This window comes from Streptomyces sp. DSM 42067 (genome assembly GCF_055792885.1).
The window spans coordinates 4,189,846-4,203,231 of record NZ_CM147706.1 but is presented as its reverse complement, the minus strand read 5'-3'; the positions used below and the strand labels follow the sequence as shown (position 1 = coordinate 4,203,231).

Annotated in this window: 13 protein-coding genes; 9 read left to right on the top strand and 4 right to left on the bottom strand. The window is 67.5% G+C overall.

Annotated features, from left to right (window positions below; all coding sequences use genetic code 11):
- Positions 1 to 57 precede the first annotated feature (57 nt).
- From ACSMXV_RS19335 to ACSMXV_RS19295, 9 genes are all read left to right on the top strand, one after another.
- A complete protein-coding gene (locus ACSMXV_RS19335) occupies positions 58 to 747 on the top strand; it encodes a DUF2637 domain-containing protein (RefSeq protein WP_473178809.1) in 690 nt (229 codons plus the stop codon).
- A 21-nt stretch (positions 748 to 768) separates the two neighbouring features.
- On the top strand, positions 769 to 963 hold the full coding sequence (locus tag ACSMXV_RS19330; RefSeq protein ID WP_473178808.1) for a hypothetical protein: 195 nt from the start codon (positions 769 to 771) through the stop codon (positions 961 to 963).
- A 1-nt stretch (position 964) separates the two neighbouring features.
- The gene (locus tag ACSMXV_RS19325) at positions 965 to 1,156 is read left to right on the top strand and encodes a mobile element transfer protein (RefSeq protein ID WP_473178807.1); all 192 of its coding nucleotides are present in this window, start codon (positions 965 to 967) and stop codon (positions 1,154 to 1,156) included.
- 12 nt (positions 1,157 to 1,168) lie between these two features.
- Positions 1,169 to 1,324, top strand: coding sequence for a hypothetical protein (locus ACSMXV_RS19320; protein WP_217234632.1), 156 nt, complete (start codon positions 1,169 to 1,171; stop codon positions 1,322 to 1,324).
- A 23-nt stretch (positions 1,325 to 1,347) separates the two neighbouring features.
- A complete protein-coding gene (locus ACSMXV_RS19315) occupies positions 1,348 to 1,662 on the top strand; it encodes a SpdD-like protein (protein ID WP_473178806.1) in 315 nt (104 codons plus the stop codon).
- Positions 1,663 to 1,750: 88 nt separating this feature from the next.
- Positions 1,751 to 1,933: a hypothetical protein gene (locus ACSMXV_RS19310; protein WP_473178805.1), complete on the top strand. Its 183-nt coding sequence runs from the start codon at positions 1,751 to 1,753 to the stop codon at positions 1,931 to 1,933.
- Entirely contained in the window at positions 1,926 to 3,305 is a 1,380-nt protein-coding gene (repSA, locus tag ACSMXV_RS19305) for a replication initiator protein RepSA (RefSeq protein ID WP_473178804.1), read from the top strand. Before ACSMXV_RS19310 ends, repSA begins: the two co-directional genes overlap by 8 nt.
- The gene (locus tag ACSMXV_RS19300; protein ID WP_473178803.1) at positions 3,302 to 3,490 is read left to right on the top strand and encodes a helix-turn-helix domain-containing protein; all 189 of its coding nucleotides are present in this window, start codon (positions 3,302 to 3,304) and stop codon (positions 3,488 to 3,490) included. Before repSA ends, ACSMXV_RS19300 begins: the two co-directional genes overlap by 4 nt.
- Positions 3,490 to 4,653 (top strand): tyrosine-type recombinase/integrase, encoded by a 1,164-nt coding sequence (locus tag ACSMXV_RS19295; protein ID WP_473178802.1) that lies wholly within the window; start codon positions 3,490 to 3,492, stop codon positions 4,651 to 4,653. The genes ACSMXV_RS19300 and ACSMXV_RS19295 overlap by 1 nt, the downstream gene beginning before the upstream one ends.
- A gap of 273 nt (positions 4,654 to 4,926) precedes the next feature.
- Here the strand turns inward: ACSMXV_RS19295 and ACSMXV_RS19290 are convergent, their stop codons facing one another.
- From ACSMXV_RS19290 to ACSMXV_RS19275, 4 genes are all read right to left on the bottom strand, one after another.
- On the bottom strand, positions 4,927 to 5,745 hold the full coding sequence (locus ACSMXV_RS19290; protein WP_473178801.1) for an HNH endonuclease: 819 nt from the start codon (positions 5,743 to 5,745) through the stop codon (positions 4,927 to 4,929).
- Between the two features lie 266 nt (positions 5,746 to 6,011).
- Positions 6,012 to 7,355, bottom strand: coding sequence for a hypothetical protein (locus ACSMXV_RS19285; RefSeq protein ID WP_473178800.1), 1,344 nt, complete (start codon positions 7,353 to 7,355; stop codon positions 6,012 to 6,014).
- 82 nt (positions 7,356 to 7,437) lie between these two features.
- Entirely contained in the window at positions 7,438 to 8,280 is an 843-nt protein-coding gene (locus ACSMXV_RS19280) for a hypothetical protein (RefSeq protein ID WP_473178799.1), read from the bottom strand.
- Positions 8,277 to 12,863 (bottom strand): AAA domain-containing protein, encoded by a 4,587-nt coding sequence (locus ACSMXV_RS19275; protein ID WP_473178798.1) that lies wholly within the window; start codon positions 12,861 to 12,863, stop codon positions 8,277 to 8,279. Before ACSMXV_RS19275 ends, ACSMXV_RS19280 begins: the two co-directional genes overlap by 4 nt.
- Between the last annotated feature and the right edge of the window lie 523 nt (positions 12,864 to 13,386).

The window sequence follows — 13,386 nt, the reverse complement described above, 5'->3', positions numbered from 1 at the left end:
GACCGCCTCGCGCCAGGTCCCTACCTCCGCCATGTCTCATCACCGGAAGGAGCCGTGATGGCCCGCCCCGCCCTCCGGGTCGACGCCGTGCTCGTCCAGGCCGTCATCGCCGGGGCACTGTCCTTCGCCCACCTCCACGATCTCGCCGCCGCTGCCGGACAAGACGGCTGGAAAGCCTGGGCCTACCCCGTCTCGGTTGACCTGCTTCTGGTCGCCTCCTGGCGGCGGCTGCGCTCCGACGGTCCGTCCCGGCTGGCCTGGTGCTGGTTCGTGATCGCGCTGGTGGCCTCGCTCGGCGCCAACGTCGCCACCGCCGGACTCCTCGACCTCCAGCAGGTCCCGGCCTGGCTGCGCATCCTGGTCGCCGCCTGGCCCGCCCTGGCCTTCATGGGCGGCACCCTCCTCGCCCACTCGAACGCAGACCACCGGGCGCCGGAAGTGCCGGCCGCTGCACCCGACCCCGAACCGGTCGCCTCGCCTGGGCCGGAAGCCGTCCCGGCCGCAGTGGCTGAAGCCGGGGAAGCTCCCGCGCTTCCAGCTGCTGAACCCGTCCCGACGCCAGAGTCCGCCACGGCTGCGTCTGCTGTCCCGGCTCCTTCGGTCCCGGCCGCGCTGGTCGATCACGCCCGCAAGGTCGCCGACGACCACCAGGCCCGTACCGGATTGCCGATCGACACCGACACCCTGCGTGCCCGCCTCGGCGTCCCGCCGCAGCTGGCCGACGCCATCGCCGCCCAACTCGCCTGACCTCAGAAGGGAGCAAGACCGATGCTGCGTGACCCCGCCGACCTGACCGTCTCCGACTACCTCGACGGCGCCCGCGAGATGGCCGCCGCCAAGCGGCCTTACCTCGCCCACCTGCTTGCCGAGGAAGCCGCCCAGCGCATCGCCGACCCGGCCACCGCCGCCGGTATCCGCGCCAGTTTCCCCGCCCCGGTGATCACCCGAACGGAGAGCGACTGACATGCCGGCCCGCGACCACTTCCACTCCGTGATGCGGATCGGCCCCGTGCAGATCGGCACCCACCGAGACCGCAACGGCCGCACCAAGCACGCCGCCGTGTGCACCAACGACCGCTGCGGCTGGTCCGCCGACTACTCAAGCCAGACCGCCGCCCAGCTCGCCGCCCGCACCCACCGCTGCGCCGCCCGATAGGAGACAACCGCCATGGAAGTCCCCCTCTGGTTCGCCCTCGCCGCCGTCGGCTACCTCGGCATCAAGCTCATCCGCCCGCCGCTCTGGCTGGTCCTGGTGCTCCTCCTCGGCGGCTACCTCATCGCCGACAGCCTCCTCGCCCCCGTCATCGACACCGCCATCAAGTAACCACCGCTGAAGGGAGATCCACCATGTTCCGCCCCAAGGTCCCGACCATGCCCACACCGACCGGGCTCGTCACCCCGCCCGCCGTTGTCGAGCCGACCACCGTCATCCAGTCCGCCCCGGCGGCTCCCGCGCCCGTGGCTCCGGCTCCGGCTCGGCCCACCGTCCAGCTCACCCCCAGCACCGTGGTCGCCCTCGTCGGCGGTGGAACGGCCGTGGTCCTGGTCGTCGGCGCCGTCCTCGTCTCGATGCTCCTCGCGGTCGCCATCACCGGCGCCTCGGTCGCCATATGCGCCCTGGTCATCCGCTCGCTCATCAACACCGAGGCAAAGCGCCACTGACCGGCCCCCGGGCGGCCTCAACCGCCAAGTCTCCGCCGCCCGGGAGCCGTGCCCCACTCCGATCTCACAACCGGAAGGAACCCCTAGCATGACCGACCGCACCCGCCAGCCGTCCCGTATCTGCCCGAACTGCGACGGTCAGGCCTCCGCCGCCATCACCCTCGGCGGCCGCGATCAGCACGGCCACCTGCGGACCATCACCGCCCACTGCCCGGTGTGCAACGGCACCGGCACCCGCCCCGCCCGCACCCGGGAGGGCGCCCGTGCCTGACCTGCTGCTCGACCCGGTCACCCTCGGCGATCTGCTGAGGGTGGCCTCGGCCGACGACTTCGACCGCTGGCAAGAGCAGATCCGCCGCACCGGCGGCTGCGCCGACCCCATCCACCTCACCGGCTGGACCCTCGCCAAAGACAGGACGACCGGCGAGACCCTGCACCACTACTCCACCGAGAACGAGCCCGGCGGACGCCTCCGCGTCGCCTGCGGAAACCGCCGCGCCTCCCGCTGCCCCTCCTGCGCCTGGACGTACGCGGGCGACACCTACCACCTCATCCGCGCGGGCCTGGCCGGAGACGACCGCCGCGACATCCCGTCCACGGTCCGCGATCACCCACGCGTCTTCGCGACCCTCACCGCCCCGTCCTTCGGCCCGGTCCACAACCGGCCCGACCATGGCACCTGCCGCTGCGGCACCCGCCACACACCGGATGATCCAGCGCTCGGCACGGCGCTCGATCCGGCGACGTACGACTACGCCGCCGCCGTCCTCTTCAACAACCATGCGGGCAACCTGTGGCAGCGCTTCACGACTCGCCTCCGCCGCGAGATCGCCGCCCGCGCCGGACTCACCCGCCGCGAACTGGCCGATCACGCCCGCATCTCGTACGGCAAGGTCGCCGAGTTCCAAAAGCGCGGTGCGCTGCACTTCCACGCCGTGATCCGGGTCGATGGCCCCGAGGGACCCGAGACGGCTCCTCCGTCCTGGGCAACGGTCGACCTGCTCGCCGACTCGATCCGCGCCGCCGCCGCGCACTCGTACACCTCGGTCTCTGCGCCGGCCGTTTCAGACCAGCCTGCCCGCACCTTCCGCTGGGGCACCCAGCTCGACGTCCGCCCGGTTAAGGCCTTCGGCGACGGCTCCGACATCACCGAACAGGCCGTCGCCTCATACGTCGCCAAGTACGCCACCAAAGCCGCCGAGAACACGGGCACTCTCGACCGCCGCATCGGCGAGCTCTCCGAACTCGACCGCCACGGCGTGCCCGACCACACCCGCCGCCTCATCGAAGCGTGCAAGCGGCTCGACCCGCTCTACCCGGACCGCCGCATCTGGGCCTGGGCTCACATGCTCGGCTTCCGCGGCCACTTCTCCTCCAAGTCCCGCCGCTACTCCACGACGCTCGGCGAACTCCGCCAGGCCCGCGCCGACTACCGAGCCGCACAGGAACGCGAAGCCCTCGGCCTGGACGACGTCGAGCCGGACACCGTCCTCGTCCTCGCCGACTGGCAGTACGCCGGACACGGACACACCCCCGGCGAATCAGCCCTCGCCGCGTCCATCGCCCACGACATTCAGCTCAACCGCGAAACCGCCCGCGAAGCCCTACGCGACCAGCTCGCCCTGGAAGGAGCCGCAGCATGACCACCGCCACCGCCGAGCTGCTGACCGTGCCCGACGTCATGGCGCGGCTCAAGCTCGGACGCTCCAAGGTCTATGACCTGATCCGCTCGCACCGCCTCGTCTCGATCAAGATCGATGGTGCTCGACGCATTCCCGCCGACGCCGTCCGGGACTTCATCCTCGGCCAGATCGAAGAGGCTGCCTGATGGCCAGTCAGCGCAAGCGGAACCCCAACGGTGCAGGCACGATCACCAAGCGCAAGGACGGCCGTTATCAGTGCGCCGTCTACGTGCTCCAGCCGGACGGCACCCGCGCCCGAAAGTTCGCCTACGGCAAGACCTGGCAGGAGTGCGACACCAAGCGCCGGGAGCTGCTCGCCAAGGTCGACCAGGGCGTGCCCGTGCCGACTCGTTCGGCCAAGCTCTCCGAATGGCTGCCGTACTGGCTGGACAACGTGATCAAGCCTCGGCGGAAGCTCAGCACGTACGACAAGTACGAGGCACACGTCCGGCTCTACCTGGTGCCCCTGCTCGGTGCCAAGCGGCTCGAATCCCTCGGCGCCGCCGACGTGCGCCGCTTCCTCGTTCGCCTGGAGAAGGAGACCACCGCTGCAACGGCCAAGGAGTCGCACCGCGTTCTGCGTTCTGCGCTGTCCTCCGCCTGCCGCGAGGAGCTGATCGCGCGCAACGTGGCCAAGCTCGTTGAGCCTCCCCGCACGGACAACCGGGAGCTGAGTCCCTGGAGCCTGGACGAGACGTTGGACTTCCTTGCGGCGTCCCGCAGGGATCCGCTCTACGCGGCCTTCGTGCTCGCCATTGCCATGGGCCTTCGTCGGGGCGAGATCATCGGCCTCCGGTGGTCGGATCTCGACCTCGAAAACCGCGTCCTCTACGTCCGCCAGCAGACCCAGCGGCGTCGTGGTGTCTTGTACGACGATGACCCCAAGAGCCGCCGTCGACGCGTCGTGCCGCTGCCCGCGCTCTGCATCGCCCCGCTGCGCTGGCACCGCATGCGGCAGTCCGCCGCTCGTGCCAAGGCGGGGGAGCAGTGGCACGAGTCGGGGTACGTCTTCACCACCCGCACCGGTCGCCAGGTCGAGCCGCGGAACGTCTACCGCTCTTTCACCCGCGTCGCCCAATCCGCCGGCCTCCGCGTGATCCGGCTGCACGACGCTCGCCACGGCACGGCCACGCTCCTCACGGCGGCCGGAGTCGCGCCCCGCGTGGTGATGGAGATCCTGGGCCACTCCCAGATCAGCATCACCATGGACGTGTACACGCACGTCGTGCAGGACACTCAGCGCGAGGCCATCAGCCACATGGACCGGCTGCTCAAGCGGCGGCCGGTTGTGAGTGACCGCCCTCGTTGATGTCAGAAGTAGATGTCAAAGGCCCCGGACCATGATCGGTCCGGGGCCTTTTGGCTGGTGCCCCCGGCAGGATTCGAACCTGCGACACCCGCTTTAGGAGTTTTCCTTGGGCGAGGCTGTGACCTGCGGAAACGTCGGCCGTGTGGCCCCTGGCCTGGGAAAACACCCCGCCGTAGTTCTCACGTGTTCGCGGGGTTTCCCAGTCTCATGTGTGCTGGATGTGTTCCGGAGCGGCAGGCTGCCCCGGGCTCTCAGCTGGCACGTCCGTAGCACCTACTTCGTATCTCCGGAGCCGTGTGCGCTTCCTTCGGACCGCCGCAGGTGGGTCAGGAGCTCCTTTGCGTGCTCGCGGTAGCGCGCGACCTCCTCGTTGAACTCTGAGTTGTCCATGTCCAAGCCTGCGGCCGGGCCGGGCAGGCCCGCTAGCTCCCGTAGGGTTGGCTCGAAGTCAGGGTCGAGGCCCTTGTGGCAGGTGCCGCAGAGGGTGACGAGGTTCTCCTCCGCGGTTGGGCCAGCCATTCGCCAGGGGACGAGGTGGTGAACGTGCAGTTCGATGTCCGTGTGGTCGCGGGCCCTGCGACCACAGACCACGCACCTAAAACCATCGCGCTTGAGTACCTCCATGCGCAGCTTCCGGCTGGGGGCCCGACGTTCCACGGCATCATCTGGCAGGTGCTTCGTGCCGAGGAATCCGAAGCCTCCGACCGCGACCGATCCATCGTGCATGCACTCTGAAGGGGCAATCACATCAGGGAGGCGATCTTCAGCAACCTGTTTGGTGACCAGAGCGTTCCCACCCAGTCGTAGATAGACTGCCAGGGCAGCGTCGTCGTGAACCGACACCCACTCCTGTCCCATCTCAGACCAGGCGCTGGTAACCGCTTCGGGCGCAACGAGGCTGGCAGCACGGATCTCCCAGCGTGGGTTCCGCTCGGAAAACCCAACCCAATGAGTCTGCCTTCCCCAATATGCGTGCCCCCGTCGATTGGCTCCAAGGGTCAGGGCGTAGTAGTCGCCTTCAGGGGCGAAGGTCTTCATCTTGCGAAGCGTCTGCAACAGCCTTGCCCGGCCCGCCTCTTGCTCGTCTGCCATGACATGAATGTGCCATAGAGCACTGACACTTCCGATTCCCTAGAGCGGCCCGCGTCCTACTGCCCAGTCAGCGCAGGCGCTCCACGGCCCTGATGCTTCGTCCAGAGCGCGGCGACGGCTCTACGGTTGGATGCATAGCCCTGCGGGGTGCCAAGGCGTGAGCCCCGTGCCGATGCTCGTGGGTCTGTTCCGTGGACCGGATCAGACCCACGAGCCGTGCCTATGAAAGGGCCGAGTGACGCCTGTTCCTACGCGTCCGACATGGACTAATCGCGCAGTAGGCGCATAGCCAGTACGGAACCGTCGGGATGTATGGAGACGGGACCGTTCCAGCGTGGTGCCCAGACGTCGCGTGGCCATGTGGACCGGCGGGCGTAGATTTCCCGGCGGTACTGTTCCACCCGTCCTTCCTCAAGGTGGCGGAAGAGATCTTCCGCGACTCCGGAGAACGCCTCGACTCGCTTCCGGTTGAGCCGGAAGACGTGGTCGGTGCCGACGAAGTCGATGCCGAAGAACCGATGCCGTGCGTCCTGGACGCTGTCCGTGGCCGCATGGGTCAAGCCTGCGAAGTGTCGTTGCCCTTGCCGTTTCGTCAGGTACGGGACGGTCGCACTTGTGTCTCCAGCGAAGGCCGTAAGGCTGGCTGCGGCTGTGCGGGCAAGCACGTGTTGAAACCACCCGTACAGTTCGGGACTCACGTGATAGCCGGGTTCGGGCTCCGCGGGCTTGTCGTTTTGCGAGGGTGGCTGGATGCCGGGATACACGTTCTCGTCTTCCAAGGCGTGATCAAGAACGCGCTCCGGAGCGTCCAGCCAACCTCCCTCTCCACCCGCCTCCAGTGTGTGAACCGCCAGCGGGCCGTCGAGTGGGAGTTCTGTGCTGAACACCAGACACGGTGTCTCGTCCCACGCCCCGATGTGCACTGCCTCCACGTGGGCGGAAGCCGAGGCAAGCTGAGTGTGAGAGGCGGAGAGCCCGCTGTGGTTGCCCTTACAAGCGATCGGGAAGACGCGAGAGGGCTCGCCGGGCCTCCATACCTCGGCGAAGAACTGCGGTCGGTATCGGTAACCCGACTTTGGACCGGAGTCCCTGCTGGTTAAGGCCCACCCTGCGCGCAGAGCTGTGTCAGCCGGCACGATCGAGACGAAGTGGTTCGGATAGCGCCTGCTCAGGAGCCGTGTAGCGAGAGCCAGCGCGAATCCGGTGCCGAGTTCTCCCGACTGAAGCGCCTTGTAGTACTCCGCGGTCTCCTTGCCCTCGGCGGAGAGCGCCATGAAGGAGTCCGCGTTCCCGGTCAGAGCTTGGCTGTACTTCAGGCAGCCCCAGTGCTCGGCGAGGCCGCGTCCCGCTCCGCGTCGTGCCAAGGTGATTGCCCGTCCAAAAGAGTGCAGCACATCCCAGGGCGTGAGTTGTGCGAGTCGGCCAAGATCCTTTGCGGGTATGGGGTCCAGCCCAGGCTTCCGGCGAAGCCGGTCGAGCTCCTTCTCCTCTCTCTGCTTGTCGTCGTCCGCCGCCGCGATGCTCACGTCCCCGGCCAGTTCCGTGTTCGAGTGGACCGCGACGTTGGACGGCTCCGCAAGGTCCCTCAGCACTTCTGCCGTGATCTTCAATCTGCTCCCCCTCGTGATCCGATGTGCCTGGATTGAGCACTTGTGGCCCGACAGCCACGCCGCAGATTTCTTGCGTGACGGCCTATGTGTCGGCTTGGGGCTGGCTGGCCGCGAGGTCGTTGAGGGCACCGTTCACGACGTACCAGGACACTGTGAGCGTGTCGCGATCGGGAGTGTGCGCCTCGCGGAACTCACGCCGCGGGTGGACGAAATTGCGGTACTTGCAGACGGCCTGGCTGAAGCGCTCCATGTCGACGTCGATCCAGCCCGCCTGGTGGCAGATGTCGATGAGGGCTTTGAGACCGATGAAGTTAGGGTCCTTGTTGCTCAGCAGTGAGGCGTCGCGCTCCTCGATCACCGTAAGCAGGACGCCTTCGAGGAGGCTGCCTAGCATGATGATGGCCGCGACATGAGCGCCGTTGGCGAAACAGGTGCGGGCTTCGTCAAGTCGGCGCTGGAGCAGTGCGGCCATCCTTGGTTCACGGATGATCTCGGCCATCGTGGCCTTGAGCTCGACCGGCGCCTGCTGGCCCGGGTGCGCCATAGCCGGGTCGCAGACAACGATCCTGGGTCGGCCGCCCGGATTCTCCAGACGGAAGCCCTCGTGGACGAGGAAGGTGTTGACCGCGTTGACGACGGTCGGGAGGACACCAGGTTCGTCGAGGTACTCGCGTGCGTCCGCGAGTCTGACCAGTACCTTCTCCAGCTCGGTGGGGTTGTCACGACGAGCAGTGAGGAGTTGGAGAGTCCACTCGCCCCGGTACTCGCCGTCGTACTCGGGAACATTGAGCCATCCGGCGTTCTCCAGGAACTGGGCGATCTCGAAGCCTCTGCGGTAATAGAGGTGGTCGTCACCGCAGATGACGCGGGCCAGCTCCTTCAAAGTGTTGCCGTCGAGCGGGCCCAGAACGGCTTCTTGCGTCATGCTGCGTCGTCCTCTGCAGTGTCGTTGTCGATTCGGTCGTCGGTCTGTTCATCCCCGGTGTCCTCGTCGTCGGTGAGCCCGTCGTCCGAGGAGAGGTCGAGCGGCTTCCACTCGGCTTGGGAGCCGGCTACCTGGGCAGCTGGAGTGGAGCGCGCATAGCTGGCGGGGCGGATCTCCTGGCGGTCGAGTTCCTCCCACAGACCGTCGAGCGCCGCTTCGGGATCGAAGCGGAATTCGCTCTCCCGTACCCGCCAGAACTCCCAGCCCACGCGCTTCAGTTCGCGGTCCCGCCGCTGGTCGTTCTCGATCTGCTCCCGTGTGGCGTGGTGGAAGGCGTCGCCATCGCACTCCACGGCGAGACGGCCGCGTGCCCCCACGACCACCAAGTCAATGCGCTTGCTACCGGCCGGGAACTGCGGGATCACGTGGTAGCCCCGCTTCTTGATCTCCAGATACACCTGCTGTTCGAAGAGCGAGTCGAAGGGAGCCCTGCGGACGTCCGGCAGCACCGGTCCGATGTCGTCGGCGGCTTCCATCGCGGCGGGCGGGTTCTCCATGTATGTCAGGAGGTTGAGCCGTAGGTCGTGCGGCTTGAGACGGTCCGGCGGGACCGAGTAGAAGAGCCACATCTGATCCTGAGCCCTGCTGGCGGCGACGTTGTATGCCTGCTGCTCGCTCTTGTTCCCGCCCGCTGCGCGCGGCGGGTTCGTCACGACCATGGACAGCAGGATCACGTGACGCTCGTCGCCCTGGAACGAGGCCGCGTTGCCGACGCGAATCTGGTGCTGCTCGCGCACGGTGGCCGGCAGCCGCTGCTCGATGAGGGTCTCCAGGAGCTTGATCTGTCCGAAGCCCTGGAGCACGATCACGCCCATGGTTTTTTCCTGGTAGGCCGGGTCCTCGGCAAGACGGGCCAGACAGTCGACGATCGCCCCGGCCTCCTTGGGGTTGTGGACACGGCTTTCGCGGCCCGCGACAACGGCGCCCTCGACGAAGTGGGTACGCAGCGGGTCCAGCCGTTCGGCGCCGTACTGCCGCAGGGGCAGGAGCTTGTTGTTGTAGAACGTGTTGGAGGACCAGTTGATGATCTCCGGCACACAGCGGAAGTGCTCTTCGAGGCGGATCACCTTTGGGAAGAAGGTGGACAGCAACTGGTACAGGTTTGTGTGCGGCGTGTAGAGCTCGCGCAGTCGGCTGGGCATGTCCGGCAGATGGGCGGCCAGCTTGTCCCGGATAGCTTGGTGACGGCCGTTGCGGGTGAGGGCGGGCGCACACTGTTTGTCGTCACCGACGACGATCACACGGGGAGCCAGCCACAGGAGGAAGAGCGCGTCCATGCCCGCCTGACTGGCCTCGTCCACGATGACGACGTCGAAGGCATCCCGCCTCGCCTGCACCATCTCGGCGACCTGGGGGATGGGCATGACCCACGCGGGCACCGCGTCCTGTGCCACGGACATCGCATCGCGTGCCGCGGCTCTGAAGAAGCCGGTGTTCTTCCCCTTGCCCTTACCGAGGGACGCCATGTGGGTCCGGTACGCCTGGAGCGCCGAGCGCTGTTCCTGCGTCATCCGCTCCAAGCAGTGCAACCGACCCCAGGCCGCGGCGAGTTCGCCGGTCACCTGCTCCAACCGGTCTTCGTGCTCGCTCAGGTCGCCTTCAAGCTTGCGCTCCAGACCCGGTGTGCGCTGCCTCTCCAGGAACTGTGAAGCCTTCGCCCACGCCCATGCCCGCTCCAGGGATCCCAGCCGTTTCTCCCAGTCGGGATCGTCGGCGTTGTCGAGGAGGCGGCCCGCGAGCAGGGAGTGGCCGGCGCGCAGGGCGCCCAGCAGTTCGTCGCACCGACGCGTACGGTGCTCCCGCCGGTGTGCGGCCACCAGTGCCTCCAGGGCCTCGGCATAAGCCTCCACGTCCTGGTCGCGGAGAGCCTGGACCAGGGCCACGGACTCCGTGGTCAGCTGCGTGCCGCTCACGGGGGTGCGAAGGAGTTCGTCCCACGCGGCCAACTCCGCAACGGCCTCGTCGGCGGCGCGTCGGCCACGGAGCGCGGCGACACCGGCGTTGAAGTCCTGCCACGCCTGGCAGGAGGCGATCGTCAGCCGCACCCCGTGACGCACGAGAAGCGCGTCGATGCGGTCCCGGGCCAAGCCGAATGCCTCTATGTGCTCAAGGCGATCGGCGCGTGCGGTCAGTTCGGCCAGCCGTACCTCCACGTCCCCCGGCGGGACAGCGGCGTTTACCTGCTGCCAACGCGTGGCCGCGCCGGCGAGCGCGGAGTGTGCCCGGAGGTGGGCCAGCACGGCGTCCAGATCCTCAGTCGTCTGCGGTGTGCGGCCGTCGACAGTGCAGCAGTCCAGCAACTCCTGTGCGTTCTTCTGTACTTTGCCCGGGAACCGGGACCGCAAGGTCTTGCCTGTGGCCAGGTGATCCCGGAGAGCGACACCGGTGGTTGTCAGCTGGCCTGCCTTCTGGGCGGTCAAGTCCTCGGGCATGGTCACCAGGCGCAGACCCAGCGCATCCACGTCCCCTGCGACCTCGCGGATGTCGTCGGTGACGGCTGCCACCCGCTGCCACAGTCCGAGGTCGGATCGGCAGAGCCGGTCCGTCAGCGCTCGAGTGATCCAGGAACCGGGATCCCAGCGTGTGGCGTCGGCAGGCATTCCGAGGTGATGAAGGGCTGTCTCGGAGGCATCGAGCAGCGAAGCCAGTTCGGAGGTCACGGACACGTCGAGATGGGCGAGTACGTTCCGGATCTCGACGGCCTCTGCCGACAGACCCTCATCGCTGAGGCGGCTGGCCGCGAATACGTCCGAGACCTGCCGGGGCGAAGGAAGATCGTCAGGCACGGGAAGCACGCCGCCAGCCCGTGGTTCACCCGCGCCGTCACGCAGCAGGACGAGCAGTTCGTGGGCCTGCTCGGAGGCCAGTGGCGGGACGTCTTCGGCGGTGTCGGGCAGGCGGCCGATCCATCCGAACTCTTCGGCACCCGTTTGAACCCGCTCCACGATCTCGGCGAGCGTTCCTGCGTATCCCGGTGCCACGCTCCGATGCCGGTACTCGGTCTCACGGAGCGAGATCACCTGCTTCGTGAGCGTCTCGATCCGCCCCCGAGCCTCGTTCCGCTCGCCGGTGAGGCGGCGGATCTCAGCACGTAGTTCGGCGGGGTCACTGGCGGCCACCTGGTCGGTGAGCGCGTTGATGGTGCGCTCCAGTTCGCCCTCGCTTTCGCCGTTGTGGCGAGTGGAGCTGAGGAGCAGGACGCACAAGTCCCTTACGGGTTGCGGAAGCTTGTCCCGCAACACGGTGAGCGGCTGGTCGCGAGCGCTGGTGACGAGTACCCGCTGGCCCTGTGCGAGCAGTGCCGAGACAAGGTTGGCGATGGTGTGGGTCTTGCCCGTCCCCGGCGGCCCCTGGACCACCACACCGGTGTCGTGCTCCAGGCGTCCCAGCACGCTGCGCTGCTGAGCGTTCGTCTTGCCCGGGAACAGGGGATCGTCACCGAAGAGCGGCGCCCTCTGGATCCCGTCCCAGGTGGAACGATCGGCGGTCTCGATGTTCATGGCCATCTGGGCCAGGCCGAGCGGTGCCTGGCCCTCCGAGGCCACCGTCTCGGCGATCTGGTCGTAGAACCGCAGCAGCGAGTTGAGGTTGCGTGGGCGCATGACCAGGGCTGGCGCGTAGGTGAGACGCGCCCCCAGTTCAGGTGCGCGGGGTGGCTCCCACGCTGCGCTGAAGCCCATGGGCCGAGTGGTCGCCCGCTCCTGCCACTGCGCGAGCTGCTCCAGCGCCTCGGGCCCCAGCGGGTCCATCCCGCGAGCCGTGATCTCCTCCGAGAGAGCGGCCCCGCGCTCGCGTACCCAACCATCATCACTGTCCAGGAAATCCTGGTCTTCGAGACGCAGGGCGCTCTCCGGCGACAGTTGCACCGTAAGCCGCGCCGTGCGGCGATCCACCGATGTCTCTACCCGATGGGTGAACAAATGGCGGTGCACTACGTCACCGTCCGGGGTGACCCAGGTCAAAAGCCCTATGCCCAGGACGAGTTCCGTCTGGTCGTCCTCCCGGGATAGCTTCTGGTGCCACGCATACAACCGGTCGTAGAGCTCGCGGAGCGGTCGTTCCGCGCGCTCCCGCGCCGCCCACCGGCGCCAGCGATCCAGCCACGTTCCATATGCCCGCAGCACGTCACCGGCCTCTTCACGGCGCAGGGTGCCTTCCTCTGCTGGCGGTTCCTTGTCGTCCGCAACGCGCACCAGTTCGCCTCCCGGCCCCTCCTCCGCAAGAGGCGGATCGCCTCCGTCGGGGTCCAGGCAACTCGTCGGCTCGACCCAGCCGTCGAGTGAGTCGGGCAGGTCGGGTGGCGCACTCTGCGGCACGTGGTCGAGCGTCAGGAGCAGGCCGTCAGGGCGGGGTGCCGGCCTGCGGACGGGCTCCGGCAGTCTGGCCAGCCACAGACGTTCACGGTTGCGGTCGTCACGCTGCCGCTGGTGACTGCTGTGGACCATGTCGCGTAGGAAGTTGACCAGCCCTGCTGTTTGCCCGATGACGTCGGGGTCACTCGCGAGGCGTCGCGGATTGTTCACCGTTCTCCTCTCGGCCGCTGACGAACGTTCCAGGATGAGGGTCGGTTGAGAGCACAACAATGGGCCCCCGGCAGGATGACCGGATTCGTTTCACGGATTCGGCGTCGCGTACGTCGTTGAATCGGTTGTTCGCGTACGTGCGAAGGGGCTGAATGGGGGCGCTTCACAGCGTTCCGTCAGGTGCCTCTAAGCAGGTGAGAGGCACTGCGGAGAGGCTGGGGACGATGCCGGCACCGGCTTACATCCGAGGTGCTGCGCGTATGCGAACGGAGGGTTGAGTCCACGACGAATGATGACCGGTTACGGTGCAAACCGGACGTCCGGCTTGATACTCGAAGCGCGGAGTGCTCGCGTTGTGAGAAACGGCGAATGCCGGTACTACTCGGATGCCTACGAGGTGGCCCTCCAGGCGGACCATGACAGATGTCTGCCGGTATCGGCGATTAAGTACGCGGCCGAGTGCTCGGGCATTGGCAAGCATGCTGCCGCACTCAAGATTTCATCCTGGGGCCGGGGAACGAAC